This is a genomic window from Streptomyces sp. NPDC029526 (genome assembly GCF_040637405.1).
GTDB lineage: Bacteria > Actinomycetota > Actinomycetes > Streptomycetales > Streptomycetaceae > Streptomyces.
The window spans coordinates 1,172,517-1,199,051 of record NZ_JBEZWE010000002.1 but is presented as its reverse complement, the minus strand read 5'-3'; the positions used below and the strand labels follow the sequence as shown (position 1 = coordinate 1,199,051).

The 26,535-nt window shown below is 72.5% G+C and carries 24 protein-coding genes and 1 riboswitch; of the genes, 10 read left to right on the top strand and 14 right to left on the bottom strand.

Annotation, left to right across the window (positions count from 1 at the left end):
* Positions 1-88 precede the first annotated feature (88 nt).
* Positions 89-694, top strand: a complete 606-nt coding sequence (locus tag AB0F01_RS10825) for an NADAR family protein (protein WP_362092371.1) — start codon at positions 89-91, stop codon at positions 692-694.
* Positions 695-988: 294 nt separating this feature from the next.
* Here AB0F01_RS10825 and AB0F01_RS10820 read toward each other — a convergent pair whose 3' ends face one another.
* Positions 989-1,786 carry a DUF4190 domain-containing protein gene (locus tag AB0F01_RS10820; protein ID WP_362092368.1) on the bottom strand — a complete coding sequence of 266 codons (798 nt, stop codon included), beginning with the start codon at positions 1,784-1,786 and terminating at the stop codon, positions 989-991.
* A gap of 116 nt (positions 1,787-1,902) precedes the next feature.
* Between AB0F01_RS10820 and AB0F01_RS10815 the strand changes: the two genes are divergently transcribed.
* On the top strand, positions 1,903-3,030 hold the full coding sequence (locus tag AB0F01_RS10815) for an adenosine deaminase (RefSeq protein WP_362092606.1): 1,128 nt from the start codon (positions 1,903-1,905) through the stop codon (positions 3,028-3,030).
* Between the two features lie 206 nt (positions 3,031-3,236).
* The gene (locus AB0F01_RS10810; RefSeq protein ID WP_362092604.1) at positions 3,237-3,884 is read left to right on the top strand and encodes a glycerophosphodiester phosphodiesterase family protein; all 648 of its coding nucleotides are present in this window, start codon (positions 3,237-3,239) and stop codon (positions 3,882-3,884) included.
* 205 nt (positions 3,885-4,089) lie between these two features.
* On the opposite strand, the gene AB0F01_RS10805 is transcribed toward AB0F01_RS10810, so the two are convergent.
* Positions 4,090-5,529 (bottom strand): gamma-aminobutyraldehyde dehydrogenase, encoded by a 1,440-nt coding sequence (locus AB0F01_RS10805; RefSeq protein WP_362092365.1) that lies wholly within the window; start codon positions 5,527-5,529, stop codon positions 4,090-4,092.
* Positions 5,530-5,710: 181 nt separating this feature from the next.
* Between AB0F01_RS10805 and AB0F01_RS10800 the strand changes: the two genes are divergently transcribed.
* The 6 genes from AB0F01_RS10800 to AB0F01_RS10775 all read left to right on the top strand — a co-directional run bounded on the left by AB0F01_RS10800 (position 5,711) and on the right by AB0F01_RS10775 (position 11,687).
* Complete coding sequence (locus AB0F01_RS10800; RefSeq protein ID WP_362092363.1) at positions 5,711-6,229, top strand: Lrp/AsnC family transcriptional regulator; 519 nt, start codon at positions 5,711-5,713, stop codon at positions 6,227-6,229.
* A 2-nt stretch (positions 6,230-6,231) separates the two neighbouring features.
* A complete protein-coding gene (locus AB0F01_RS10795; protein WP_362092361.1) occupies positions 6,232-7,605 on the top strand; it encodes an aspartate aminotransferase family protein in 1,374 nt (457 codons plus the stop codon).
* Between the two features lie 243 nt (positions 7,606-7,848).
* Positions 7,849-8,598 (top strand): ATP-binding cassette domain-containing protein, encoded by a 750-nt coding sequence (locus tag AB0F01_RS10790; protein WP_362092358.1) that lies wholly within the window; start codon positions 7,849-7,851, stop codon positions 8,596-8,598.
* Positions 8,580-9,977, top strand: coding sequence for a hypothetical protein (locus tag AB0F01_RS10785; RefSeq protein WP_362092356.1), 1,398 nt, complete (start codon positions 8,580-8,582; stop codon positions 9,975-9,977). The genes AB0F01_RS10790 and AB0F01_RS10785 overlap by 19 nt, the downstream gene beginning before the upstream one ends.
* Before the next feature lie 359 nt (positions 9,978-10,336).
* The gene (locus AB0F01_RS10780; protein WP_362092353.1) at positions 10,337-10,744 is read left to right on the top strand and encodes a VOC family protein; all 408 of its coding nucleotides are present in this window, start codon (positions 10,337-10,339) and stop codon (positions 10,742-10,744) included.
* Positions 10,745-10,982: 238 nt separating this feature from the next.
* Positions 10,983-11,687, top strand: coding sequence for an LAETG motif-containing sortase-dependent surface protein (locus AB0F01_RS10775; protein WP_362092351.1), 705 nt, complete (start codon positions 10,983-10,985; stop codon positions 11,685-11,687).
* A gap of 162 nt (positions 11,688-11,849) precedes the next feature.
* Here AB0F01_RS10775 and AB0F01_RS10770 read toward each other — a convergent pair whose 3' ends face one another.
* From AB0F01_RS10770 to rpsB, 9 genes are all read right to left on the bottom strand, one after another.
* Positions 11,850-12,875 (bottom strand): ABC transporter ATP-binding protein, encoded by a 1,026-nt coding sequence (locus tag AB0F01_RS10770; RefSeq protein ID WP_362092348.1) that lies wholly within the window; start codon positions 12,873-12,875, stop codon positions 11,850-11,852.
* Positions 12,876-14,477, bottom strand: a complete 1,602-nt coding sequence (locus AB0F01_RS10765) for an iron ABC transporter permease (protein ID WP_362092345.1) — start codon at positions 14,475-14,477, stop codon at positions 12,876-12,878.
* 47 nt (positions 14,478-14,524) lie between these two features.
* Complete coding sequence (locus AB0F01_RS10760) at positions 14,525-15,643, bottom strand: thiamine ABC transporter substrate-binding protein (RefSeq protein ID WP_362092343.1); 1,119 nt, start codon at positions 15,641-15,643, stop codon at positions 14,525-14,527.
* A gap of 73 nt (positions 15,644-15,716) precedes the next feature.
* Positions 15,717-15,822: riboswitch (TPP riboswitch) on the bottom strand.
* A 99-nt stretch (positions 15,823-15,921) separates the two neighbouring features.
* A complete protein-coding gene (gene rlmN / locus AB0F01_RS10755; RefSeq protein ID WP_362092340.1) occupies positions 15,922-17,028 on the bottom strand; it encodes a 23S rRNA (adenine(2503)-C(2))-methyltransferase RlmN in 1,107 nt (368 codons plus the stop codon).
* A 217-nt stretch (positions 17,029-17,245) separates the two neighbouring features.
* Positions 17,246-18,373 (bottom strand): phosphatidate cytidylyltransferase, encoded by a 1,128-nt coding sequence (locus AB0F01_RS10750; RefSeq protein WP_362092337.1) that lies wholly within the window; start codon positions 18,371-18,373, stop codon positions 17,246-17,248.
* Positions 18,373-18,930, bottom strand: a complete 558-nt coding sequence (gene frr / locus AB0F01_RS10745) for a ribosome recycling factor (RefSeq protein WP_362092334.1) — start codon at positions 18,928-18,930, stop codon at positions 18,373-18,375. Before frr ends, AB0F01_RS10750 begins: the two co-directional genes overlap by 1 nt.
* A gap of 127 nt (positions 18,931-19,057) precedes the next feature.
* Positions 19,058-19,816: a UMP kinase gene (gene pyrH / locus AB0F01_RS10740; protein WP_362092331.1), complete on the bottom strand. Its 759-nt coding sequence runs from the start codon at positions 19,814-19,816 to the stop codon at positions 19,058-19,060.
* A gap of 186 nt (positions 19,817-20,002) precedes the next feature.
* Positions 20,003-20,839, bottom strand: coding sequence for a translation elongation factor Ts (gene tsf / locus AB0F01_RS10735; RefSeq protein ID WP_362092328.1), 837 nt, complete (start codon positions 20,837-20,839; stop codon positions 20,003-20,005).
* A 158-nt stretch (positions 20,840-20,997) separates the two neighbouring features.
* Positions 20,998-21,906, bottom strand: coding sequence for a 30S ribosomal protein S2 (gene rpsB / locus AB0F01_RS10730; protein ID WP_362092325.1), 909 nt, complete (start codon positions 21,904-21,906; stop codon positions 20,998-21,000).
* 718 nt (positions 21,907-22,624) lie between these two features.
* Between rpsB and AB0F01_RS10725 the strand changes: the two genes are divergently transcribed.
* Entirely contained in the window at positions 22,625-23,080 is a 456-nt protein-coding gene (locus AB0F01_RS10725; RefSeq protein WP_362092323.1) for a M23 family metallopeptidase, read from the top strand.
* Positions 23,081-23,175: 95 nt separating this feature from the next.
* Here the strand turns inward: AB0F01_RS10725 and AB0F01_RS10720 are convergent, their stop codons facing one another.
* The 3 genes from AB0F01_RS10720 to dprA all read right to left on the bottom strand — a co-directional run bounded on the left by AB0F01_RS10720 (position 23,176) and on the right by dprA (position 26,460).
* Entirely contained in the window at positions 23,176-23,733 is a 558-nt protein-coding gene (locus tag AB0F01_RS10720; protein WP_362092602.1) for a helix-turn-helix domain-containing protein, read from the bottom strand.
* A 510-nt stretch (positions 23,734-24,243) separates the two neighbouring features.
* Positions 24,244-25,086, bottom strand: coding sequence for an RNA polymerase sigma factor WhiG (whiG, locus tag AB0F01_RS10715; RefSeq protein ID WP_362092320.1), 843 nt, complete (start codon positions 25,084-25,086; stop codon positions 24,244-24,246).
* Between the two features lie 285 nt (positions 25,087-25,371).
* On the bottom strand, positions 25,372-26,460 hold the full coding sequence (dprA, locus tag AB0F01_RS10710; protein WP_362092600.1) for a DNA-processing protein DprA: 1,089 nt from the start codon (positions 26,458-26,460) through the stop codon (positions 25,372-25,374).
* Positions 26,461-26,535 lie beyond the last annotated feature (75 nt).

Here is a 26,535-nt window from a genome sequence, read left to right as displayed (position 1 = left end):
CAGCCGCCACGGAAAAGGGCGTACAGAGTGTCAGTGGTGGCTGTCAGACTCGCGTGCACGGAGCAGGCAGGAGAGCAGGGGGGCGCCCGTGAACGGGACGACGGGGACGATCGGCTCGCGGCAGCAGCTGATCGAGGCGCTGCGGGACGGCGCGCGGGTGAAGTACCTGCATTTCTGGCGGCACCGGCCGCTGCCGGACGGCCGGATCGGGGCGAGCTGCCTGAGCCAGTGGTGGCCGTCGCCGTTCACGGTGGACGGCGTGCGGTACGCGACGGCGGAGCACTGGATGATGGCCGAAAAGGCCCGGTTGTTCGGGGACCGGGAGGCGGAGCGGCAGATCCTGGCCGCGGACCACCCGGGGGCCGCGCAGCGGGCGGGCCGCCGGGTGCGGGGGTTCGACGAGGAGGTGTGGCGCCGGGAGCGGTTCCGGATCGTCGTCGAGGGCAGCGTGCACAAGTTCGCCGCCGATCCCGCTCTGCGGTCGTTCCTGCTGGGCACGGCCGGGCAGGACGGGTCCGCGCCGGCTCCGGGCGTGGGCGGCCGGGTGCTGGTCGAGGCGAGTCCGGTGGACCGCATCTGGGGCATCGGGCTCGCGGCGGACGACGAGCGGGCGGACGATCCCGAGCGCTGGCGGGGGGAGAACCTGCTGGGTTTCGCGCTGATGGCGGCCCGGGTGCGGCTGCGCGCGGGGTGAGCGGGGCGGCCGCGGGCGGGCCGACGGGGCGGCCGGGCCCCCCGGCAGCGCGGGCGCGGATCCGGGCGGAGGCGGCGGGGAACGGCGGCCCGGACCGCCGTCGGCTGTGGCTCCGCAACAACGCCGCGGGGGCCGCGAGTTCACGGTCGACGGCTTGTCGCTTCCCCGACGGCAGCGGGGGCCGGTCCCGTGCGGGCCGGCCCCGTCGGGCGCACGCGTCGTCGCCGTGCGCGGGTGCCTGGAGAGCCCCGAGGTGTCTCGGATGCCTCGGCTGCCTCGGCTGCCTCGGCTGCCTCAGAGGACGGCGGGCGCGGTGGCCGCCGGGCGCTGCACGCCGTAGTAGTACTCGTCGTCGTCCTGGTAGCTGTCCTCGCTGTTGATGCCCACCACGATCAGGACGACGAACAGCGCCACCATGGCGAGCCCCAGGACGAGGCCGATGATGCCGGTGATCAGTCCCGCCTGCGCCTGCCCGTGGTTGTCGGCCAGGCCCTCCGCGACCTTCCTGCGCCCCTTGATGCCGAAGACGATGGCCAGGACGCCGAGCACCACGGAGATCACCCCGTACGCGCAGAACATGCAGCAGGCCAGGATGCCGAGCACCATCGCCGCGGTGCCCGCGCCGTTCTGCGGCGGCAGCGGCATGCCGGTCCAGCCGTAGCCCTGAGGGGAACCGGGGTAGCCGGGATAGCCGTGGGGCATAGGGCCGCCGGGACCCATGGCGGCCCCCGGCGGCATCCCGGCACCGGGACCGGTGGGCGCCATCGGCGGAGGCGGCAGCGGGGCGCCCGGGCCGGTGGGGGCCGTCGGCGGGGGCGGCACCGAGCCCCCGGGGGGACCGAACGGCGAGCCGCCGGGCGGTGTCGCGCCGGGTGGCGTCGGACCGGCGGCCGGCATGGAGACGACGGTGGGCTGGTCGTGCACGGACGGCGGCTGCGCCCCGGCCGGGCCGCCCGCGGTGGGCGGCGTCCCGGGTATCTGCTGCCCGGCTCCCGTTCCCTCACCCTTGCTGAGCGAGGTCCTGTGCTCCGGCGGAGCCCAGGGGTCGTTGCCGCCCGTCGGAGCACCGCCGGGCCGTGTCGCGTCCGTCATTCTGGGTTGTCCCCCCTGGTCGATCGTCCCGCCATGCTACGGCGCCCTCCGCGACCCCCCGCCCGGGGGCACCCGGCGGCCTCCCCCCCCCCGCCTACGATGACCGGGAGTCACCGATCAGCCGATCATCCGCGCCCCGCCGCCCGTCGTGGTCCGGGGCGCCGTCCCCGGGGAGGGCCCCCTTGATCGAACATCTCGTCGAGCCGCGCGTCCCCCGCGATCTGAAGGACTTCATCGCGGGTCTGCCCAAGGCCGAACTGCACGTCCACCACGTCGGCTCCGCCTCCCCGCGGATCGTCTCCGAGCTGGCCGCCCGGCACCCGGACTCCGCGGTCCCCGTCGACCCGGAGGCGCTGGCGGAGTACTTCACGTTCACCGACTTCGCCCACTTCATCGACGTGTACCTGTCGGTCGTCGACCTCGTGCGCACACCGGAGGACGTCCGGCTGCTGACGTACGAGGTGGCACGGGAGCTGGCGCGCCAGCAGGTGCGGTACGCCGAGCTGACGATCACACCGTTCTCGTCCACCCGGCGCGGGATCGACGAGCGGGCCTTCATGGACGCCATCGAGGACGCCCGCAAGGCGGCCGAGAGCGAGTTCGGGACCGTGCTGCGCTGGTGCTTCGACATCCCCGGTGAAGCGGGTCTGGAGGCGGCCGAGGAGACCACCCGGCTGGCCACCGACGACCGGCTGCGCCCGGAGGGCCTGGTCTCCTTCGGGCTGGGCGGCCCGGAGATCGGGGTGCCCCGGCCCCAGTTCAAGCCCTACTTCGACCGTGCCCGCGCCGCCGGACTGCGTTCGGTGCCGCACGCCGGCGAGACCACCGGGCCGCAGACGGTGTGGGACGCCCTGAACGAGCTGGGGGCCGAGCGCATCGGGCACGGCACCAGTTCCGCCCGGGACCCGGAGCTGCTGCGGCACCTGGCCGAGCACCGCATCGCCCTGGAGGTCTGCCCGACCTCCAACATCGCCACCCGGGCGGTGACCGACCTCGACGAGCACCCGATCAAGGAGTTCGTCCGGGCCGGGGTGCTGGTCACCGTCAACTCCGACGACCCGCCGATGTTCGGCACGTCGCTGAACAACGAGTACGCGGTCGCCGCCCGGCTGCTGGACCTGGACGAGCGGGGCGTGGCCGGACTGGCGAAGAACGCGGTCGAGGCGTCCTTCCTCGACCCGGCGGGCAAGGCGGCCCTGGCGGCCGAGATCGACAGCTTCACCGCGTCGTGGCTCGCCCGTTGACCGCCGCCGCGAAACCGTCCGAGCCGCAGCCGTCCGGCCCCGCGCGCCCGTCCGGAGCGGAGCTGTCCGCCCCGGAGCCGTCCGGCCCGGAGCCGTCCGGCCCGGCGAAGGCGTCCGAGCCGGAGCCGTCCGTTCCCGGTCGGCGCGTCCGGGCCGTCGCGCACCGCGGTGACCCGTACCGGGTCCGCGAGAACACCCTCGCCTCCCTGCGGTCGGCGCTCCGGCGGGGTGCCGACGCGGTGGAGGTCGACGTCCGCCTGACCCGCGACGGCGTGCCGGTCCTGCTGCACGACGCGACGCTCCAGCGGCTGTGGCAGCGCGAACGGCCGCTCGCGGCCCTGTCCCGGGACGAGGTGCGCGGCCTGACCGGTGACGGCGTGCCGGCGCTGGCCGACGCGCTCGCGGCGACCGACGGCCACCGGGTCCTGATCGACCTCCCCGGCTCCCCGGACCTGCGGTCGGTGCGCCGGGTCGTCGACGTCGTGCGGGCCTGTGACGCGCGGGAGCGCGTGTACTACTGCGCGGGCGCCGCCACGATGCTGACCCTCCGGGCCGCCGACCCGTCGGCCGAGATCGCGCTCACCCGCACCACCGCGGCACCGCCCCGCCCGGCCCTGGTCGAGGCGATCCGGCCGCGCTGGCTGAACTACCGCTTCGGCCTGGTCGACCGCGCCCTGGCCGACCGCGTGCACGCCGACGGCCTGCTGCTCTCCGCCTGGACCCCGGACACCCGCCGCGCCATGCGCCGCCTTCTCGCCCTCGGCGTCGACTCCGTCACCACCAACCGCGTCGACGTGCTGTGCGCCCTGCGGGACACCCCGCAACGGCCGGGACGGCGGGGACGGCGCCGGTAGGGCCGCGTCCGGCGCCGGGCGCCGTGCCCGGAGGGGCGACGGGAGAGCGGCCGGGCCCGCCCCGCCCGGGACGGCGTCCAGCGCCCGGCTTCGGCCGCCACCCGTGCCACGGTCGCGGCAGCGACGCGGCTGCGGCCACCCGCGCGACTGCCCCGGGCCGCGTCCGTGCGGCCCGGGGCAGTCGTGCGACGGCGCCCGCGAAGCGTCAGGCGTCCAGCGACGTCATCACGTGCTTGATGCGCGTGTAGTCCTCGAAGCCGTACGCCGAGAGGTCCTTGCCGTAGCCGGACTTCTTGAAGCCGCCGTGCGGCATCTCCGCGACCAGCGGGATGTGGGTGTTGATCCACACGCAGCCGAAGTCGAGCCTGCGGGACATCCGCATCGCGCGGGAGTGGTCCTTGGTCCACACCGAGGAGGCCAGCGCGTACTCGACGCCGTTGGCGTACTCGACGGCCTGGTCCTCGTCGGTGAAGCGCTGGACGGTGATGACCGGGCCGAAGACCTCCTTCTGGATGATCTCGTCGTCCTGGTTCAGGCCCGAGACGACGGTCGGCGCGTAGAAGTAGCCCCGGTCACCGACGCGCTTGCCGCCGGCCTCCACCCGGGCGTGGGCGGGCAGCCGCTCGATGAAGCCCTCGACCTGCTTGAGCTGGTTCGGGTTGTTCAGCGGGCCGTAGAGGACGTCCTCGTCGTCGGGCATGCCGGTCTTGATGTCGGCGGCGGCCTTGGCGAGCTGGGAGACGAACTCGTCGTGGATCGACTCGTGCACGAGGACGCGGGTGGCGGCCGTGCAGTCCTGGCCGGCGTTGAAGAAGCCCGCCTCGGAGATGCCCTCGACGGCCTTGGCGATGTCGGTGTCCTCGAAGACGACGACCGGGGCCTTGCCGCCCAGCTCCAGGTGGACCCGCTTGAGGTCCTTGGAGGCGGACTCGGCCACCGACATGCCCGCGCGCACCGACCCGGTGATGGAGGCCATCGCCGGGGTGGGGTGCTCGACCATCAGGCGGCCGGTGTCGCGGTCGCCGCAGACCACGTTGAAGACGCCCTTGGGCAGCACCGAGCCGAGGATCTCGGCGAGCAGCACGGTGGAGGCCGGGGTGGTGTCCGACGGCTTCAGGACGACCGTGTTGCCGGCGGCGATCGCCGGGGCGAACTTCCACACGGCCATCATCATCGGGTAGTTCCAGGGCGCGACCTGGGCGCAGACGCCCACCGGCTCGCGGCGCACGAAGGAGGTCAGGCCCTCCATGTACTCGCCGGCGCCCTTGCCCTCCAGCATCCGCGCCGCACCCGCGAAGAAGCGGATCTGGTCGACCATCGGCGGGATCTCCTCGGTGCGGGTCAGCCCGATGGGCTTGCCCGTGTTCTCCACCTCGGCCGCGATGAGTTCCTCGGCCCGCTCCTCGAAGGCGTCGGCGATCTTCAGCAGGGCCTTCTGGCGCTCGGCCGGGGTGGTGTCCCGCCAGCCGGGGAAGGCCTCGGCGGCGGCGGCCATGGCGGCGTCGACGTCCGCCTGGCCCGACAGCGGAGCGGTCGCGTAGGCCTCGCCCGTCGCGGGGTTGACCACCTCGGTGGTCCGTCCGTCGGCGGCGTCCCGGAACTCACCGCCGATGTAGTTGCGCAGACGACGCAGCTCGGTGCTCACTGCAAGCCCTCCTGGTGCTCCTGGTCGTTGTCCGAGGTGTCCAACCTCTGAGACACCCACCCTAGTCCGACACCTGACGTTTTCAACACCCCCGACCGCCCGGCATCTGCGAAATCCGCACGATGACGAGCCCGCAACAACGAATTTCATCGATCGAGCCTTGCGAAACTGTCGAGACGTCGTGCACAGTGACCCCGTGGCCAGTCGAAGCGCAGAACCGAGGGACTCCCGTGAGTCCAAGAACGGCGGCGGTCCCCAGCTGGACGCCGTCTCCCTCGCCATCATCGAGCAGCTGCAGGAGGACGGCCGCAGGCCGTACGCCGCCATCGGCAAGGCCGTGGGCCTGTCGGAGGCGGCGGTGCGCCAGCGGGTGCAGAAGCTGCTCGACCAGGGCGTGATGCAGATCGTCGCCGTCACGGACCCGCTCACCGTGGGCTTCCGCCGCCAGGCGATGGTCGGTGTCAACGTCGAGGGCGACGTGGACGCCGCCGCCGACGCGCTGGCCGCGATGTCCGAGTGCGAGTACGTGGTGATGACCGCGGGCTCGTTCGACCTCATGGTCGAGATCGTCTGCGAGGACGACGACCACCTCCTGGAGGTCATCAACAAACGCATCCGGGCCGTGCCCGGCGTGCGCTCCACCGAGAGCTTCGTCTACCTCAAGCTCAAGAAGCAGACCTACATGTGGGGAACCCGATAATCGTGAGCAGCGACAGCCCCAAGGACCTCAGCCGGTCCGCGTACGACCACCTGTGGATGCACTTCACCCGCATGTCCTCGTACGAGAACGCGCCCGTCCCCACCATCGTCCGCGGTGAGGGCACCCACATCTACGACGACCAGGGCAAGCGGTACCTCGACGGTCTCGCCGGCCTGTTCGTCGTCCAGGCCGGACACGGCCGCACCGAACTCGCCGAGACCGCCCTGAAGCAGGCGCAGGAACTGGCCTTCTTCCCGATCTGGTCCTACGCCCACCCCAAGGCCGTGGAACTGGCGGAGCGGCTCGCCCACGAGGCGCCGGGCGACCTGAACAAGGTCTTCTTCACCACCGGTGGCGGCGAGGCGGTCGAGACCGCCTGGAAGCTGGCCAAGCAGTACTTCAAGCTCACCGGCAAGCCGACCAAGTACAAGGTCATCTCGCGTGCGGTGGCCTACCACGGCACCCCGCAGGGCGCCCTGTCCATCACCGGACTGCCCGCTCTGAAGGCCCCGTTCGAGCCGCTGGTGCCGGGCGCCCACAAGGTGCCCAACACCAACCTCTACCGCGCGCCGATCCACGGCGACGACCCGGAGGCCTTCGGCCGCTGGGCCGCCGACCAGATCGAGCAGCAGATCCTCTTCGAGGGCCCGGACACGGTCGCCGCGGTCTTCCTGGAGCCGGTGCAGAACGCGGGCGGCTGCTTCCCGCCCCCGCCCGGCTACTTCCAGCGGGTCCGCGAGATCTGCGACCAGTACGACGTGCTGCTCGTCTCGGACGAGGTCATCTGCGCCTTCGGCCGCCTGGGCACCACCTTCGCCTGCGACAAGTTCGGTTACGTCCCGGACATGATCACCTGCGCCAAGGGCATGACCTCGGGCTACTCCCCCATCGGCGCCTGCGTCATCTCCGACCGGCTGGCCGAGCCGTTCTACTCGGGCGACAACACCTTCCTGCACGGCTACACCTTCGGCGGCCACCCCGTCTCGGCCGCGGTCGGCCTGGCCAACCTCGACCTGTTCGAGCGCGAGGGCCTCAACCAGCACGTGCTGGACAACGAGGGCGCCTTCCGCGCCACCCTGGAGAAGCTGCTCGACCTGCCGATCGTCGGCGACGTCCGAGGCAACGGCTTCTTCTACGGCATCGAACTGGTCAAGGACAAGGCCACCAAGGAGTCCTTCGACGCCGAGGAGACCGAGCGCGTCCTGTACGGCTTCCTCTCCAAGAAGCTGTTCGAGAACGGCCTGTACTGCCGTGCCGACGACCGCGGTGACCCCGTCGTCCAGCTCGCGCCGCCGCTGATCTCGAACCAGGAGACGTTCGACGAGATCGAGCAGATCCTGCGCGCGACGCTCACGGAGGCGTGGACGAAGCTGTAGCCGGAGGCTGCGGTCGGGAACCGTACGCCGTCCGAGGTTGTGATCTTCCCTTTGGATGATCAACACCGGCCCCGGAGCCCCCCGTTCGAGTGAGAAACGGAGGCCCGGGGCCGCGTGCTGTCCGGCCTCCCCGCGTCGCCTGCCTAGCGTGCCAGTGACCGATCGGCCCCGCGTTTCGTTCCCCCGCACGGGGGATTTCCCGAACCGCGCACGGCATTTCCGATCCGAACCGAGGTGTACGCCATGGTGGCCCCACCGGACAACGACGTGCTCTGGGCGCGCGCCCTGCACTACCGGCACAACGACGGCTCCCCCGGGCTGAGCGGGGTCTCGCTCGGCGTCCGGGAGGGCGAGATCCTCGCCGTCGGCGGACCGCGCGGAAGCGGCAAGACGACCCTGCTGCGCTGCCTGTCCGGCCTGGTGCCCGTGCACAGCGGAGAGGTCTGGTTCAACAGCGGTCCCGTGCACACCCTCGGCCCGGTGGCCCGCGAACGGCTGCGCCGCGAGCGCTTCGGATGGATCGACCCCGCCCCGGTCCTGGTCCCCGAGCTGAATGTGTGGGAGAACGCGGCGCTGCCCCTGATGCTGCGCGGTGTCGGGCGGCGCCGCGCCAAGACGGCCGCCCTGGAATGGCTGGAACGCCTCGACGTCGGCGACAGGTCCCGCCGGCACCCGGCGGACCTGGTGCACGCGGAGCGGCAGCGGGTCTGCATCGCCCGGGCCCTCGCCCCCGCCCCCACCGTGCTGTTCGCCGACGAACCGACCGCGCCGCTGCACCGCGCCGACCGACGGCACGTGCTGCGCACCCTGACCACGGCGGCCCGCTCGCACGGCATCACCGTGGTCCTGGCGACCTCCGACCCGGACACCGCGGCCCTCGCCGACCGCACGGTGTCCCTGCTCGACGGGCGCCGCGTGCGGACCGTGCACCTGCCGCCGGTCTCCGGCACCACCGAGGCGGAAGGCCGGGCCGCGTGCTCGCTCTCCGTCTGACCCGCGGCGCCCATCCCGCCGTCCACCTGCGCCGCCTGCTGGTCGCGGCGGCCTCGGCGGGCACCGGCTTCCTGCTCCTGTGCGCGCTCGGCCACGCGCTGGGCCACACCGCCGAACCCCCCGCCTCGGCGCTGCGCCTCGCCTGGTGCGCCGCCCCGCTCGCGGCCACGGTGTACCTCGCGATCGCCGTGGCCCGGACCGACCCGGGCACCCGGCCCCGTCCGGGCCTGTCGGCGGTCGGGCTCGGCCCGGCCCGTCTGATGCTCGTCTCGGCCGCCACCACGGTCCTGTCCTGCACGGCCGGCTCGCTGGTGGCGCTCCTGGTCTTCCTGCACCTGCGCGGCGACCTCACCGGTGTCCCCGTCGTCGGCGACGGCGACTTCCTGGCCGCCGGGCAGCCCCTGCCGGTCCCGGCCACCCTCACGCTGCTGGCCCTGGTGCCGCTGACCGCGTCGGCCGCGGTCGCGATGGCCCTGCGCCCGCGCGAGGAACCGGCTCCGGCGGCGACGGGAGCGCGCGGCTTCGGACGGTTCGGGGCGTACGCGCGCACCGCCCAGCGGGAGACCTTCGGGGCGTACGGCCGCTTCGGCAAGCACCTGGTGACGGCCGGCCGCCTCCCCCAGCCCGCCGGCACGGCACAGGCCCTGGACGCCACGTCCACGGCCGGGACGGCGCCGGAGGGCACGACCCCGGTACCGGGTCAGGAGCAGCCGGCCGGGGCCGCCGCCGTGGCCGGTGACACCGGCAGTGCGGACGCCGGGACCGCCGCGGGCATCCCGCCGGCCACCCCGCTCGCCGCCCCGTCCGGACTGCCGTGGGGCATCGCGGTGCTGGCCATGGGGCTGGCCGTGGAGGCCCTCACCAGCCCGTCGGGCTCCGGCGGCACGCCCGGTGACCGTCCCGGCGCCCTGGTGGGCCTGGTGCTCGCCGCGATCGGGCTCGCCCTGGCCGGCCCCGGCCTCACCCACCTGTGCGGACGGCTCCTGCAGACGGCCCGGCCCGGCGCCCTGCGGCTGCTGGCCGGGCGGGTCCTGATGGCGGAGGCCACCCGCATCGGCCGCCCGCTGGGCGTGGTCTGCGCGGTCACCGCGGCCACGTACGCCATGGCGGCGCTGCGCTACCCGGAGGCCGGGGCCATCGGCCCGCTCACGGTGCTCGGGGCGGCCCTGGTCACCGGCTGCACGGTGGCGACCCTGCTGACAGCGGCCGTCGAGGCCCGTCAGGACCGCGCCGACACCACGGCCGCGCTGCTGCTGCTCGGTGCGCCCCCGGCGACGCTGCGCAGGGCCGCGGCCCTGCGGGCCGGGGCGCTGCTGGCCCTGTTCGGCCCGCTGACCGTGGTCGTGGCGCAGGTGTCCGCGCTGCCGCTGACCCGCTGACCCGCTGAGTCCGTCGGTCCACCGGCCGGCCGGGGGCGTGCGGCGGGTGACGCCGGCCCGCCCTCCGGCCGGTCGGCGTGACGTGACCCGCGGTGCCGCCGGCCCGGTTCCCGGGGCCACCGGGCGGCCCGTCCGGCCCCTCGACCGGATCGGATCGGAGCGGGTCGGCCGGATCGGGTCGGTCGGGTCGGGTCGGAGCGGAGCGGGTCAGTCGGGTCGGACCGAGTCGGGCCGGGACGGATCTGACCGCATCGGAGGGGGCGTGTTCCCGGAAAAAGATCCCCGGCGACCGATGAGTTCCGTCCCGGCCTCGGGTCTACCCCACCGAACGCCACGGAACCGATTGGGAGCGACCGACCATGTACCAGCAGATGATCTTCGTGAACCTGGCCGTGAACGACCTCGACGCCTCGAAGAAGTTCTACACGGAGCTGGGCTACACCCTCAACGACCAGTTCAGCGACGAGAACACCGCGTCGGTCGTCATCAGCGACACCATCGTCGCGATGCTGCACACCCGGCAGCGCTACGCGGAGTTCACCAAGAAGGAGATCGCCGACCCGACGCGCACCAGCGAGGTGCTGCTGGCGCTGAGCTCCGAGACGCGCGAGAAGGTGGACGAACTGGTGGACCGGGCCGTGGCCGCGGGCGGGTCGGTGGCCGGTGAGACCCAGGACCAGGGGTTCATGTACGGCCGTGCCTTCGACGACCTGGACGGCCACACCTGGGAGATCGTGTGGATGGACCCCTCGGCGGTGGAGGGCTGAGCCCCTGGCCGCACCGGTCCGACCGGCACCCGGCGCCCCCGTCGGCCCGCCCTGCGCGGGCCCGGAGGCGCCGAAACGTATCGGTGGTTAATATTCAGGCAAAGGCAAGTCCCGCGGCTGGCATATGCGTTGACATCCTTATGGGACGCTTATAGACCTGGGAGCCTCCCGGGAGTGCTGAGGTTTCGTCACCACTCCCTCCACCCCCCGCTTTTGCGCTCGTTCGTAAAGGACAAACGTGACTGTTTCGTCCGTATCCCGCCGTACCGCAGCCCGTACGGCTCGCTCCCTCGGTGTGGTCTCCGCCGCGGCGGCCCTCGTGCTCGGCCTCGCCGGCAACGCCGCCGCCTGCGACATCGACGACTTCTCGGCCGAGGCCAAGTGCGTCGGCGGCAAGGGCGTCATCGCCGTCACCGACGCCGACCCGACCGGCGTCCCCGCCACCGTCAGCGTGTTCCTCGAGAACAACGGCGCCGACGTGAAGAAGGTCGGCGAACAGGTGGTCAAGGGCTCCAGCAAGGGCGTCACCATCACCTTCGAAGAGGACTGGGAGCCGAACGCCGAGTACCGCGTCCACGTCACCGCCGACGGCTACGTGGACGCGGACATCGAGCCGAACCTCACCACCCCGGCCACGGCGTGCGCGAAGCAGCAGGACACCACGTCTCCCTCACCCGAGCCGACGCCCTCGGACTCCGCCTCCGCCTCGACCCCGGCCGGGGAGAGCGGCGCGCCGACGACAGAGCCGAGCGAGGGCATCCCGGCGGAGGACCCCGGAGGCAACGCCCTGTCCCCCGCCGTCGGCGAATCCCACCTCGCCGCGACCGGCGCCGACTCCAACACCGGCCTCATCGCCGGTATCGCCGCCGCCCTGGTCGCCGTCGGCGGAGTCGCGATCTTCTTCGGCATGCGCCGTCGTGGAGCGAAGACCGACGACAGCTGACGGCCCTCGGCTCCGCGTGCCGTGCGGTGGCCCGTCCCTGACGGGGCGGGCCACCGCCCGTTGCGACGCCCTTTCAGGGACGGGCCGACGAATCGGCTGCAGGACAGCCGGCCGGCGTCGGTCAGCCCGGGAGTCGGACCCGGCGGCGAGGTCACGACGTCCTCACTGTCGGTCCAGGACAACAACCTCCGCCGGGTCGAACTCCACCCCGACCTTCGCACCGGTCTCCGGCGCCGCGCGCAGCGGGCAGGCGGCCTCCAGCACGGGGGCGTTCTCGGGCTGCAGCCGGACCGCGACATGCGTGCCCCGGAAGGTGCGGGCGGCGACCCGGCACCGCAGTCCCGCGTCGGCCGGGACCAGCCGGACCCCGGCGGGCCGGACGAGCAGCGTCCGGGTGCCCCGCGGAGCGTCCTCCGGGACCGGCACCTTGCCCCACGGGGTCAGTGCCACCCCGGAGTCGACCGTCGCCTCCGTCACGTTCTCGAAGCCCAGGAAGCGCGCCACGAAGGCGTCGGCCGGCCGCTGCCACACCTCCAGCGGCGTCCCCGACTGGGCGATCCGTCCGTCGCGCATCACCACCACCCGGTCGGCCAGCGCGAACGCCTCGCCCTGGTCGTGTGTCACGGCGAGCACGGTGGTGCCCAACCGGCCGAACAGCTCGCGCAGTTCGACCACCAGCCGTTCCCGCAACGACCGGTCGAGCTGGCCGAGCGGCTCGTCGAGCATCAGCAGCCGGGGCCGCGGTGCCAGGGCCCGCGCCAGCGCGACCCGCTGCTGCTCGCCGCCGGACAGTGCGGCCACGGCCCGGCGGGCGGCCCCGGGCAGGCCGACCATGTCCAGCAACTCCCGTACCCGCTCGCGCTGTTCCGCACGCGGGGCGCCGTGCATCCGCAGGCCGAAGGCCACGTTGCCGCCCACGTCCCGCTGCGGGAACAGCTGGTGGTCCTGGAACATCAGCCCGACCCCTCGCCGGTGCGCGGGCACACCCGCCTGGTCGCGGCCGTCCAGCAGGACGCGGCCCGCGTCGAGCGGCTGCAGCCCGGCCACCGCGCGCAGCAACGTGGACTTGCCGCTGCCGCTGGGACCGAGCACGCACACGATCTCCTGCTCGGCGACCCCCAGGTCGACCCTGTCCAGCACCGCCCGGCCGCCGAAGCGGACGGTCGCGCCTGCGAGGCTCAGCAGCATCTAGAACTCCCCGGTCCGGTCGGTCCGCAGGCGCTCCAGCAGGAGCAGCGCCACCGCGCACACGATCATCAGAATCGTCGACAGGGCCATCGCCTGGCCGTAGTTGAGGTCCCCGGGCCGCCCGAGCAGCCGGGCCACCGCGACCGGCAGGGTCGGGTTGTCCGGCCTCGCGATGAACACCGTGGCGCCGAACTCGCCCAGCGACACGGCGAACGCGAACCCGGCCGCGATCAGCAGCGCCCGCCGCACCATCGGCAGGTCCACTTCCCGCCAGGCCCGCCACGGCGACGCCCCGAGCACCGCCGCCGCCTCCCGCAGCCGGGAGTCCACGGCCCGCAGCACCGGCAGCATGGTCCGGACGACGAAGGGGACACCGACCAGCGCCTGCGCGAGCGGCACCAGGATCCAGGACGCCCTGAGGTCCAACGGCGGTTCGTCCAGCGCGATCAGGAACCCGAAGCCGACGGTCACCGCCGACACCCCGAGCGGCAGCATCAGCAGCGCGTCGAACCCGCGCACCCAGCGGCCGGCGTCCCGCCGGGTCAGCGCCACGGCGGCGAGACCCCCGATCACCACGGCGATCACCGTGGCGGCGAGGGCGTAGCGCAGCGAGTTGCCCACCGCCTCGACGGGGGCGACCAGGAACACTCCCCCGTCGTCGCGGGTCAGCGCCCGGTAGTAGCCGAGACCGGCCGCGCCCAGGGAGCGTTCGACGAGCACCGCGAGCGGCAGCACCAGCAGTACGGCCGCCGTGGCGACGACCGAGCCGAGCAGCGCCCACTGTCCGGCGCCGCGCGGCCTGCGCGCGGTCGTCGCCGCGTCGACCAGGCGCAGCGCGGCCTCCCTCCGCCGCACGGTCCAGGCGTGCAGGGCGAGGATCGCGCCGACGGCGGCGAACTGGATCATCGTCAGCACGGCGGCCGTGGAGAGGTCGAAGATCTCGGCGGTCTGGCGATAGATCTCCACCTCGAGGGTCGAGAAGGCGGGTCCGCCGAGGATCTGGACCACGCCGAAGGAGGTGAAGGTGAACAGGAAGACCATCAGCGCGGCGGCGGACACGGCCGGCGCGAGCGCGGGCAGGGTGACGGTCCGCCAGGCCGCGAACCGGGAGGCGCCGAGCATCCGCGCGGCTTCCTCCTGCCGCGGGTCCAGCTGGGCCCACAGACCTCCCACCGTCCGTACGACGACGGCGTAGTTGAAGAAGACGTGGGCGAGCAGGATCGCCCAGACGGTGGTGTCCAGGCGCACCCCCCACAGGTCGTCCGTCAGCCCGCCGCGTCCGACGACCGCCAGGAAGGCGGAGCCGACGACGACCGTGGGGAGCACGAACGGGACGGTGACCACCGCCCGCAGCACCTGCTTGCCGGGGAAGTCGAAGCGGGCGAAGACGTAGGCGCCCGGCAGGGCGATCAGCAGGGTGAGGGCGGTGGAGGCGAGGGCCTGCCAGGTGGTGAACCACAGCACCTGGCGCACGTCGGACCGCGCCAGGACCTCGCCGATCCGGCCGAACTGCCACACCCCGTCGATGTTCAGTCCGCGCGCGACGATCGCGGCGACGGGGTAGGCGAAGAAGACGGCGAAGAAGGCGACGGGCAGGGCCATCAGGCCGAGCCGCGCCGCACTTCCGCGCCGCCTCGCCGCGGGTCGCTTCACTTCAGGACGAGCGAGGTCCACGACTTGACCCACTGGTCACGGTTCTCGGCGATCTTCGCCGGGTCCATGGTCTGCGGGTTCTCCGCCCGCGGACCGAACTGCGCGAACTCCTCGGGCACCTCGGCGTCCTCGCGCACCGGGTGGACGAACATGTTGAGCGGCATGTCCTCCTGGAACTGCTTGCTGATCAGGAAGTCGAGCAGTGCCTTGCCGCCCTCGGGGTTCTCGGCGTTGCTCAGCAGCCCCGCGTACTCGACCTGGCGGAAGCAGGTGCCCTCGGCGACGCCGGTGGGGGCGGTGTCCGGCTTCGGGTCCGCGTAGATGACCTCGGCGGGCGGCGAGGAGGCGTAGGACACCACGAGCGGACGGTCCGCCTTGGCCTCCTTGCCGCCTGCGGAGCCCGAGAACTCCTCGTTGTAGGCCTGCTCCCAGCCGTCGACCACCTTGACGCCGTTGGCCTTGAGCTTCTTCCAGTACCCCTCCCACCCGTCGTCGCCGTACTTCGCGGCGGTGCCCAGCAGGAAGCCCAGGCCGGGCGAGGAGGTGGAGGCGTTCTCCACGACGAGGAGGTCCTTGTACTCCGGCTCGACGAGGTCGTCGAGGGTCCGCGGCGGGTCGATGCCCTCCTTCTCGAACCATGCCTTGTCGTAGTTGACGCAGACGTCACCGGTGTCGATCGGCGTGACCCGGTGCCGGCCCTCGTCGACGCGGAACTCCGGCAGGACGAGGTCGGCGTCCTTGGCCTCGTACGGCTGGAACACGTCGTTGTCGAGGGCCCGGGAGAGCAGGGTGTTGTCGACGCCGAAGAAGACGTCGCCCTGCGGGTTGTCCTTGGTGAGGATGGCCTTGTTGACGGCGGAGCCGGCGTCGCCGTCCTTGAGGACCTTGACCTTGTACCCGGACTCCTTCTCGAAGGCGGCGATCACGTCCTTGGACGCGGCCCACGAGTTGTGGCTGACGAGGGTCACGGTCTTCGACCCGCCGGACCCGGACGTCCCGCCGTCGCCGTCGCCGCCGTTGCCGCCGGACGAGCAGGCGGACAGCGTGACCAGCCCGAGCCCGAGGGCCAGGACGGTGGCCCGCTGTGTGACCTTGTGGGTGATGCTCACTGACATTCCTCCTGGAGGCGACCAGGAAGAGACGCGGCCCTGCCCGGGACCGGTGAGGGTCCCGGGCAGGGCGCAACAGCTCGAGTGGTGACCGATCTCCCTACCCAGAATGACCTGGGCGAGGTTCGGAGGGTCTGCGGCCGGTGCCGCACTCTCAGCGCTGTGGCGCTCCCCTGTCGGAATATGAAGATGTGACTGCCGTGACGGGCCGGGTGCCCGGCCACGGCGATCCATGCGGGTGCCCTGACGGTCCCCGCACGTGTCCTACTGTCCTGCGGGCCAGGCTACCTCTCGCTCGCGGCGAGCTGGCCACAGGCCCCGTCGATCTCCTGACCACGGGTGTCCCGGATGGTCACCGGCACCCCGTGCGCGGCGATGGCCTCGACGAACGCCTTCTCGTCCTCCGGCCGCGAGGCGGTCCACTTCGAACCGGGCGTCGGGTTCAGCGGGATCAGGTTGACGTGCACAGGCCGCCCCTTGAGCATCCGGCCGAGCCGGTCGCCCCGCCACGCCTGGTCGTTGATGTCCCGGATCAGCGCGTACTCGATGGACAGCCGCCGCCCGGACCGGGCCGCGTACTCGAACCCGGCGTCCAGCACCTCGCGCACCTTCCACCGCGTGTTGACGGGCACCAGGGTGTCGCGCAGCTCGTCGTCGGGAGCGTGCAGGGAGATCGCGAGCCGGCACTTGAAGCCCTCGTCGGTGAACCGGTGGATCGCCGGGACCAGCCCGACGGTCGACACGGTGATCCCGCGCTGCGACAGCCCCACACCGTCCGGCTCGGGATCGGTCAGCCGACGGATCGCGCCGACCACCCGGTTGTAGTTCGCCAGCGGCTCACCCATGCCCATGAACACGATGTTCGACAGCCGCGCCGGCCCGCCCGGCACCTCGCCGTCCCGCAGCGCCCGCATGCCGTCCACGATCTGATGCACGATCTCCGCCGTGGACAGGTTCCGGTCCAGCCCGGCCTGTCCCGTCGCGCAGAACGGGCAGTTCATGCCGCAGCCCGCCTGCGAGCTGATGCACATGGTCACCCGGTCCGGGTACCGCATCAGCACCGACTCGACGAGCGTGCCGTCGAACAGCTTCCACAGCGTCTTACGGGTGGCCCCCGCGTCGGTCGACAGGTGCCGCACCACGGTCATCAGCTCCGGCAGCAGCGCCTCCCGCAACCGCCCCCGCGACCCGGCCGGGATGTCCGTCCACTGCTCGGGGTCGTGCGCGTACCGCGCGAAGTAGTGCTGCGACAGCTGCTTGGCCCGGAACGCCTTCTCACCGGCCGCGACGACCGCCTCCTTGCGCTCGGCGGGCGTGAGGTCGGCAAGGTGCCGCGGCGGCTTCTTGGCTCCGCGCGGCGCTGTGAAGGTGAGTTCTCCGGGCTTAGGCATGGCTGTACCAGTGTCGCAGATCCAGAGGGGTGGCCCGCGGGTGTCGGCTGCCACACCTGTCGGGGGTGGTCGTCGCCGGTCGCCCGGGAGCGGCGCGGGACGGAGTTCCCGCCCGGCGACAGGGCCGGCGCCCGGGCGCCCGCTCGAACCGCCCGGCAACGACGCGGCCCCCGCCCCGGAGTGGCGGGGGCGGGGGCCGTGACGCGCAGGCGGGCCGTCAGGCCGAGCCGACGAAGAGGACTAGGAGCAGCCAGACCACCGGGGCGGTCGGGAGGAGGGAGTCCAGGCGGTCCATGATGCCGCCGTGGCCCGGGAGGAGGGTGCCCATGTCCTTGATGCCGAGGTCGCGCTTGATCATGGACTCGCCCAGGTCGCCGAGCGTGGCGCTGACCGCGACCGCGAGGCCGAGGAGCAGGCCCTGCCACCAGGAGCCGTCGTCGATCAGGAACTGCATGCACAGCGCGCCCGCCACCATGGCGAAGCCGATGGCGCCCAGCAGGCCCTCGCGGGTCTTGCCGGGGCTGATGCGCGGGGCCAGCTTGTGGGTGCCGAAGCGCCAGCCGACGGCGTAGGCGCCGGTGTCGCTGACGACGGTGAGCACCAGGAACGTCAGCACCCGCCAGGAGCCGTCGTCCGCGGTCAGCATGAGCGCCACGAAGGTCGCCAGGAACGGCACGTAGAAGGCGGTGAACACGCCGGCCGTGACGTCCTTGAGGTAGCCCTCGGGCGGTTCGGTCATCCGCCAGACCAGGACCGCGAGCGCGGTGAGCGCCATGGCGGCCCAGGCTCCCTCGGCGCCCCGCGCGTACCCGGCGACGACCATCGCGGCGCCGCCGATCGCGAGGGGGACGAAGGGCGCCCGGATGTCCTTGCGCTCCTGGAGCCGCTTGGTCAGCTCCCAGACGCCCACCACGACCGCGACGGCGATCACGCCGACGAAGACCGCCTTGACGACGAACAGGGACGCGACGATCACCGCGCCGAGTCCGACACCGACCCCTATCGCGGCACCGAGGTCACGACCCGCGCTCTTCTTCTGCGGGACGGGTGCCGGCTGCGGGGCGTCGGGCATGGGCTCCGGATTCTGCGGCACCTCCCCCGGGTGGGGCCGCGCCTGTGGTGTCTCGTCCCGGAACAAAGGACCGCTCAGCCGAGCGGCCCCCTGGTCCGGGTCCTGGTCTCCACCGGGTTCGGGCAGGTCGGGCACGATGGGCATGGGGCGAGTCTGCTGCGCGGGATGCGCATCGTACGCGGGACCCGCCGGGACGGCCCCCTGGACGGGCCCCTGGTCGGAGGGCCCCCAGTACCCGGCCTGCGGCGACGCCCCCCAGGAAGAGTCGTTCATCAGACTTCGAGGAGTTCCGCTTCCTTGTGCTTCAGGAGCTCGTCCACCTGGGCGACGTACTTCGCGGTGGTGTCGTCGAGCTCCTTCTCGGCACGGCGGCCCTCGTCCTCGCCGACCTCGCCGTCCTTGATCATCTTGTCGATGGCGTCCTTGGCCTTGCGGCGCACGGCGCGGATGGAGACCTTGGCGTCCTCGCCCTTGGCCTTGGCGACCTTGATGAACTCACGGCGGCGCTCCTCGGTGAGCTCCGGGAACACCACCCGGATGATGCTGCCGTCGTTGCTCGGGTTGACGCCCAGGTCGGAGTCGCGGATCGCCTGCTCGATGTTGCGCAGCGCGGTCTTGTCGAACGGCGTCACCACGGCCATGCGCGGCTCGGGCACCGAGAACGAGGCCAGCTGGTTGATCGGGGTCAGCGCGCCGTAGTAGTCGGCCACGATCTTGTTGAACATCGCCGGGTGCGCACGGCCGGTGCGGATCGCGGCGAAGTCCTCCTTGGCGACCACGACGGCCTTCTCCATCTTCTCCTCGGCCTCGAGGAGGGTCTCTTCGATCACCACTTGCTCCTGCGTGTCTTGAGTAGGCCCGGCTGCGGTGCCTGTCGTGGCGGCGGCCGGCTGCGTCGTGTCTTCCTTCTGCACGGTTCCCGACCGGCGGGGCGTTGTCCACCCCCGGCCGGGCTGATCAGCCCTGGCTGACCGGGTCACCGACCAGCGTGCCGATCTTCTCACCCTTGACGGCGCGGGCGATATTGCCCTCCTTCAGGAGTTCGAAGACGACGATCGGGAGCTTGTTGTCCCGGCACAGCGTCACGGCCGTGGCGTCGGCGACCTTCAGGTCGCGCGTGATGACCTCGCCGTAGCCGAGGTGGTCGAACTTCACCGCGTCGGGGTTGGTCTTCGGGTCGGAGTCGTAGACCCCGTCCACACCGTTCTTGCCCATGAGCAGCGCCTCGGCGTCGATCTCCAGGGCACGCTGGGCGGCGGTGGTGTCGGTGGAGAAGTACGGCATGCCCATACCGGCGCCGAAGATGACGACGCGGCCCTTCTCCAGGTGGCGCACGGCGCGCAGCGGGATGTACGGCTCGGCGACCTGGCCCATGGTGATGGCGGTCTGCACCCGGCAGTCGACGCCCTCCTTCTCCAGGAAGTCCTGGAGGGCCAGGCAGTTCATGACGGTGCCGAGCATGCCCATGTAGTCGGAGCGGGCCCGGTCCATGCCGCGCAGCTGGAGTTCGGCTCCGCGGAAGAAGTTGCCGCCCCCGATGACGATCGCGATCTGCGCGCCGTCGCGGACGACGGCCGCGATCTCACGCGCGATGGCGTGCACGACGTCGGGGTCGACGCCCAGGCCGCCGCCGCCGGAGAAGGCCTCTCCGGACAGCTTCAGCAGGAACCGGCCGTGTACTTTGCCGTCGTCGCTCTTCTCAGCCTTGGTGGTCATCGGGGATCCCGCCTCTTTCGTTGCACATACGAAGAAGGCCATTGCCGGTGGGGCGTGGTTCGCATCCCATGCGGCAATGGCCTCCTCGTCAGATCTGCTGTCGCCCGGCACGCGCGCGTGCGTGACGGCGTGTCCGGACGACTGCTGCCGACCCTATCGGGGCCGGCCGCCCGTCGCGGTACGGACTCAGATGCCGACCTTGATGCGCGTGAAGCGCTTCAGGGTGACACCGGCCTCGTCCAGGACCTTCTGGACGGACTTCTTGTTGTCGAGCGCGTAGGGCTGGCCGAGCAGCGTGGCGTCCTTGAAGAAGCCGTTGAGGCGACCCTCGACGATCTTCGGCAGGGCGGCCTCGGGCTTGCCCTCGGCGCGGGTGGTCTCCTCGGCGACGCGGCGCTCGGACTCGACGACGTCGGCCGGCACGTCCTCCTTGGAGAGGTACTTCGGCGCGAAGGCGGCGATGTGCTGGGCGATGCCCTTGGCGACCTCGGCGTTCGGCTTGTCCAGCTCGACGAGGACACCGATCTGCGGGGGCAGGTCGGGCATCGTGCGGTGCATGTACGCCGACACGTAGCCGTCGGAGAACTGCGCGAAGCGGTCCAGGACGATCTTCTCGCCGAGGTTGGCGTTGGCCTCGTCCACGTACGCCTGGACGGTCTTGCCGGCCTCGATCTCGGAGGCGAGCAGGGCCTCGAGGTCGGCCGGGGAGGTCTTGGCGACGTGCTCGGCGATGGCGGTGGCCACGGCCTGGAACTTCTCGCCCTTGGCGACGAAGTCCGTCTCGCACTTCAGCTCGACCAGGACGCCGGAGGAGTTGTCGTCGGCGATGATCGAGACCACGGCGCCGTTCTCGGCGGAGCGGCCCTCGCGCTTGGCGACGCCCTTCTGGCCCTTGATGCGGAGCGCCTCGACGGCCTTGTCGACGTCGCCGTTGGCCTCGTCCAGCGCCTTCTTGCAGTCCATCATGCCGGCGCCGGTGAGCTCCCGGAGCTTCTTGACGTCGGCGGCGGTGTAGTTCGCCATGAGTCTGTGTGTCTTTCTCGAAGTCTGGAGGTTCGAAGGTCCGCGGGCCGGGTCCGCAGCGGGACTGCGGGGGCCCGGCACATCGCCGACCTACGGGTGAACGGCGGGAGGGGACGTCATGTCACCGCTCCCGCCGTTGACACCACGGACGGGCGCGGTCAGGCCTGCTCGGCCTCGGCGGCCGGGGCGGCCTCGGCGGGCTTCTCGGCCTCGGCCGGCTTGTCGGCCTCGGCGGCGGGGGCCTCGGCCGGCTTCTCACCCTCGGCGGCGGCCGGGGCGGCGGCCTCCGCCTTCTTCTCGCCCTCGAGCAGGTCGCGCTCCCACTCGGCCAGCGGCTCGCCGGCGGCCTTCTCGCCCTTGCCCTCGGTGGCGACACCGGAGCGGGCGATGAGGCCCTCGGCCACGGCGTCGGCGATCACGCGGGTGAGCAGGGTGACGGAGCGGATCGCGTCGTCGTTGCCCGGGATCTTGTAGTCGACCTCGTCGGGGTCGCAGTTGGTGTCGAGGATGGCGACGACCGGAATGTTGAGCTTCCGGGCCTCGCCGACCGCGATGTGCTCCTTCTTGGTGTCCACGATCCAGACGGCGCTGGGCACCTTCTGCATCTCGCGGATACCGCCGAGGGTCTTCTCCAGCTTGGCCTTCTCGCGGGAGAGGACCAGCAGCTCCTTCTTGGTGAGGCCGGAGGCGGCCACGTCCTCGAAGTCGATCTGCTCGAGCTCCTTCAGGCGCTGCAGGCGCTTGTAGACGGTCGAGAAGTTGGTGAGCATGCCGCCCAGCCAGCGCTGGTTGACGTAGGGCATGCCGACGCGGGTGGCCTGCTCGGCGATGGCCTCCTGCGCCTGCTTCTTCGTGCCGACGAACATGACCGTGCCGCCGTGGGCCACGGTCTCCTTGACGAACTCGTAGGCGCGGTCGATGTACGACAGCGACTGGAGCAGGTCGATGATGTAGATGCCGTTGCGCTCGGTGAAGATGAAGCGCTTCATCTTCGGGTTCCAGCGACGGGTCTGGTGACCGAAGTGGACGCCGCTTTCCAGCAGCTCCCGCATCGTGACGACGGCCATGGCCGTATCTCCTTGATTTTCTCGGTTGTGCCGCGGGTGCCGGACGGCTCCCGCGCCTGACGCCCACGACGCGCCGTGCCACGAAGGACCGAGGGGCGCTGACACCGGGGTCCGGCCGTGACCGGGCGCCCGATGTCGGGGCGTGCGAAGTCGACCCGGCTGCCCGGGTCGCCATAGAAGTGTACGGGACCCACGGCGTGCCGGGTGACGCCGTTGTCCACAACCGCCCGGCGGTCCACAGGCCGCTGCCGTGATCGCGGATCTCCGGGAGGCTGCGGACATGCGATCCACGACTGATGCCGGGGACTCCGGAGACACCGGACGCCCCCTGACCGCGCGGTGGACACGGGTGTGCGCGCGGTCGGCACTCCTGCTGTTCCTGACCGCGACGCTGCTGCTGGCGCCCTCCCCCGCCCAGCTGTCGGCGGCGACGGGCGTGACGGACGTGACGACGACGCAGTTCGGCACGCCGCCGATCCCTGCGGCGCCCCGGGGCACGACCACTGCGGCGGCGTCCCGGGTCACGGCCACTGCGGCGGCGTCCCGGGTCACCACCGCTACGGCCCCCCGGACACCCGCCGGGGCGGTTGCGTCCCTGGCGGGTTCCGCCCTGCCGTGGGCCGGCCCTTACCCGCCCCGGGCGCACCCGGCACGGTCGCGGGCGGCCCCGGCTCCGCCGGGTGGTGCCGTCGCGTCGCCGCCCGCGGGGGTTCCCGCGGTGGGACGGACGTGGCCGGTGGGTGTGCGGCCTCGGGTGCTGCGGGGCTGGGAGCCACCGCCGACGGTGTACGGGCGGGGGCACCGCGGCGTCGACCTGGCGGCGCCTCCCGGGACACCGGTGAGGGCGGTCGCGGCGGGGCGCGTCTCGTTCGCGGGCCGGGTGGCCGGCAAGGGGGTGGTGGCCGTGGAGCTGGCGGGCACGGGAGACCCACCCCTGCGCACGACCTACGAGCCGGTCCGGGTGTCCGTGACGAAGGGGGACCGGGTCGGCGCGGGCACGGTCCTCGGCACGGTGGAACCCACGGGCTCCCACTGCGCCGCCGACCCGTGCCTGCACTGGGGGCTGCTCAGCGGCGACACCTACCTGGACCCGCTCGCCCTGCTCCCGCCGTGGCTGCTGCACCGCGGCCCCTCGAGACTCCTGCCGGTGCTGGACCTCCCGGTGCCGGAGTGAAGGGCAGCGGTGGGGGACGGGGAGGGAGGGGGTGGGGAGGGAGGGGCGGGGAGCGACATCCCGGCGGACGTTGCAACCGCCGCTGCCTGGGAGGGTCAGGCCCGGACGCCCCGCAGGGCCATGGAGACCGCCGCGTCGGTGATGGTCCGCGGATCCTCCGCCGCACCGAGTTCGAGGCGCCGCACGGCCGCGTCGACCACGCCCTGGAGCAGCATGGCCGCCAGCCGCGGCTGGTCGTGGCCCAGTTCTTCGAGAGCCTCGACGATCATGGTGATCAGACCGCCGTGCGCGGCCCGGATCTTCTCCCGGGCGCCGGCGTCCAGCTCGCTCGCCGAGATCGCCACCACCGCCCGGTGCCGTCGGTCACCGACCAGTTCCAGCTGCTTGCGGACGTACGCCTCCACCTTGGCGTCGGTGCCCTCGGCCGCGGCCATCGCCGCCTCGACCTCGGCCGCCCAGACCGGGAAGTCGACCTCGCAGAGTTCCTCGACGACGGCGGCCCGCGACCGGAAGTACTCGTAGACGGACGAACGGGCAAGACCCGTGCGTTCGGCGAGTGCGGGGAAGGTCAGCGCCTCCGTACCGCCCTCGGACAGCAGGGAGCGTGCCGCGTCCAGCAGGGCGGCTCGCTGCATCGACCGGTGCTCGGCCACGGAGGCCGCTCGAATCCTTGGCACGCCGTCCACTGTACGGATGGACCGTCCGGGACGGGAGTCACCCGACCGGAACCGCAGGTCGAGGGCTCGCGAGCGGGGGGCTCCGGCGTCCCACGGATCCGGCCGAAAAGCGACGGCCACGAGCGACCACGGACGGAGGGCGGCAGGCCGGCCCGCGCCCGAGGAGTCGTCCCCGGAAGGAGCGCGCCCTGCCGAAGGAGTAGCCCCTGTGCTGTGGGGAGAGCAGGGTCCTCCGGGAAGAGCCGTCCCCGGAGGAAGCACCCCCGGGCAATCGAGCCCCTGCAGAGAGGGTCCGGCGGAGCGGGCCCTGCCTCAAGAGGTGCGGGGAAGCGAACCCTGCGGAAAGAGGTCCGAGGAGGGCGGGTCCTACGGGGAAGCGGGCCACCGCGGTGCTGCCCTGCAAGACGCGACGGGGCCAAGGGGAGGCGGGACGGGGCGGGGCGGGCGCACTGCACAGCCCTTCCGTCACCGGGAGGCGCCGTCGGCTCAGCGGGCGAATCCGGCCAGCTTGGCCCGCAGCTGGAGCACCGACTTGGTGTGGATCTGGCTGACCCTGCTCTCCGTCACGCCCAGCACGTTGCCGATCTCGGCCAGGGTGAGGCCCTCGTAGTAGTAGAGCGTGACGACGGTCTTCTCACGGTCGGGCAGGGTGTTGATCGCCCGGGCCAGGAAGCGCCGGAGCTCCCGGTCCTCGGCCACCTCCACCGGGTTGTCGGCGGAGGTGTCCTCCAGGGTGTCCATCAGGCTCAGGCGGTCGCCGCCCTCGCCCCCGACGTGCAGCAGTTCCTCCAGGGCGACGACGTTGGCGAGTGACAACTGGCTGAAAACCGCGTGCAGGTCGTCCACCGCGATGCCCATCTCACGGGCGACCTCGCTCTCCGACGGGGTGCGCCGCAGTCGTGCCTCCAGGGTCGCGTAGGCCCGCTCCACGTTGCGCGCCTTCTGCCGCACCGAGCGCGGGATCCAGTCCAGCGCACGCAGTTCGTCGATCATCGCGCCGCGGATGCGAGTGATCGCATAGGTCTCGAACTTGATCTGTCGCTCGACGTCGAACTTCTCGATCGCGTCGATCAGTCCGAAGACACCGGAGGAGACGAAGTCCGCCTGGTCGACGTTGGACGGGAGTCCCACGCCGACCCGGCCCGCGACGTACTTGACCAGCGGTGAGTAGTGCAGGATCAGCTGCTCCCGCAGCCGCTCGTCCCCCGTCTCCTTGTACGACCGCCACAGCTCGTCGAGCGTCGAGGGAGCGGGCGGCCGCACGTTGCCATGGTCGCGGGCGGCTGGGGGGATCGCCGCCCGGTCTGACCCGGAGGTGTGCTGGGGCATTCGTCGCCTTGTGCCGTTCTGCCGAGGAGTGGTGCTGCCTGGTGTCGGGGTGCCGGTGGGATGGGATGCGTGCCCGTTCGGACCCTTGTGAGCGTAGCGTGACTGAGGCGTCGCGTTGTGCGAAGAGGGGTGGGTGGACCGGACACGGAGGCGTTCCGCACCCGGCCCACCCGACGCCCGACCGTCGCTCTCGGTGATCACCCGAGTGTCCCAACTGACGTATTTTCCAAGGGATGTCGGTGTTCCCCCGGACGGCCGAACACGCTCGGTCAGGACGCGCCTCGATCACCGCTCGGCCGGGATCACCGCCTGGCGTGTCAACTTCCAGCCGTCGCCGTGTCGTTCGACGTATCCGAGTGCTCGCAGTTCGTACAGTCTCGCGACCGCGTCGTCGGGCGTGGTCTGCGCGCCGCGGGCGACCTCGTCGGGGGAGGCCGCACCACGTCCCGGCAGGGCGGCCAGGACCCGGCGGGCGGCGGGTTCCAGCAGGTCCCTGGGCAGGACGGGCCCCCGGCGCTCGGGTGCCAGTTCGCCCATCCCGCCGACCAGTTCCACGACCTCGGCTGCGTCGGTGACGAGGACGGCGTCCTGTCGCAGCAGTTCGTGCACACCGGCGGAGAGGCCGCTGGTGGCGGGTCCCGGTACCCCCATCGTGTGACGCCCCAGGCGCCGGGCTGCCCTCACCGTCACCAGGGACCCGCTGCGGTGAGCGGCCTCGACGACCACGGTGCCGCGGGTGAGGCCGGCGATCACCCGGTTCCGGACGATGAACCGGCTCTGTGTGGGATGGTCGCCGGGCGGCAGTTCGCCGATCACCAGGCCCTGTTCGGCGATCCTGGTGATCAGCCCGGTGTGCCCGCGGGGGTAGGGCCGGTCGACGCCGCAGGCGAGGACGGCGACGGTCGCGCCGCCGGAGCCGAGGGCCCCGCGGTGGGCGGCGCCGTCGATGCCGTAGGCGCCGCCGGACACCACGACCCACCCGCGCTCGGCGAGTCCGGCGGACAGCGTGGCCGCCATGTGGGCGCCGTACGGGGTGCAGGCACGCGCGCCCACGACGGCGACCGAGCGCAGGGCCCACATCCGCAGGTCGGCCGGGCCGCGCACCCAGAGGCCCAGGGGGCGGGCGTCGCCCAGGTCGTCGAGCTGCCGGGGCCACTCGGCGGTCCCCGGGCACACGAACCGCACACCGGCTTCCCGGGCGACGGCGAGATCCCTGTGCGGATCGCCCCGCTCGGCCCGGCTGCGGAGCCCGGCCCACCGCTTGCCGCTCACTCCGGGCAGGGGCTGCCCGGCCGATCGCAGCCGTCGTACCACCGCCGGCGCCCCGCGCTCCCGCACCCACCGCCCGACGGCCTCGTCACCGGGTTCGAGCACCCGGGTGAGGAAGACCCGGGCGAGGAGGTCCTCGGGGTGGTCCTCGACGTGGTCCTCGTCGTCGGCGCCGCCTCC

What these genes read in the sequence shown, in the direction of transcription:
- AB0F01_RS10820 (WP_362092368.1), bottom strand. Translation starts at nt 1,786, where the DNA reads ATGACGGACGCGACACGGCCCGGCGGTGCTCCGACGGGCGGCAACGAC.
- AB0F01_RS10790 (WP_362092358.1), top strand. Translation starts at nt 7,849, where the DNA reads ATGGTGGCCCCACCGGACAACGACGTGCTCTGGGCGCGCGCCCTGCAC.
- AB0F01_RS10780 (WP_362092353.1), top strand. Translation starts at nt 10,337, where the DNA reads ATGTACCAGCAGATGATCTTCGTGAACCTGGCCGTGAACGACCTCGAC.
- AB0F01_RS10770 (WP_362092348.1), bottom strand. Translation starts at nt 12,875, where the DNA reads ATGCTGCTGAGCCTCGCAGGCGCGACCGTCCGCTTCGGCGGCCGGGCG.
- AB0F01_RS10765 (WP_362092345.1), bottom strand. Translation starts at nt 14,477, where the DNA reads ATGGCCCTGCCCGTCGCCTTCTTCGCCGTCTTCTTCGCCTACCCCGTC.
- AB0F01_RS10760 (WP_362092343.1), bottom strand. Translation starts at nt 15,643, where the DNA reads ATGTCAGTGAGCATCACCCACAAGGTCACACAGCGGGCCACCGTCCTG.
- rlmN (WP_362092340.1), bottom strand. Translation starts at nt 17,028, where the DNA reads ATGCCTAAGCCCGGAGAACTCACCTTCACAGCGCCGCGCGGAGCCAAG.
- AB0F01_RS10750 (WP_362092337.1), bottom strand. Translation starts at nt 18,373, where the DNA reads ATGAACGACTCTTCCTGGGGGGCGTCGCCGCAGGCCGGGTACTGGGGG.
- pyrH (WP_362092331.1), bottom strand. Translation starts at nt 19,816, where the DNA reads ATGACCACCAAGGCTGAGAAGAGCGACGACGGCAAAGTACACGGCCGG.
- tsf (WP_362092328.1), bottom strand. Translation starts at nt 20,839, where the DNA reads ATGGCGAACTACACCGCCGCCGACGTCAAGAAGCTCCGGGAGCTCACC.
- rpsB (WP_362092325.1), bottom strand. Translation starts at nt 21,906, where the DNA reads ATGGCCGTCGTCACGATGCGGGAGCTGCTGGAAAGCGGCGTCCACTTC.
- whiG (WP_362092320.1), bottom strand. Translation starts at nt 25,086, where the DNA reads ATGCCCCAGCACACCTCCGGGTCAGACCGGGCGGCGATCCCCCCAGCC.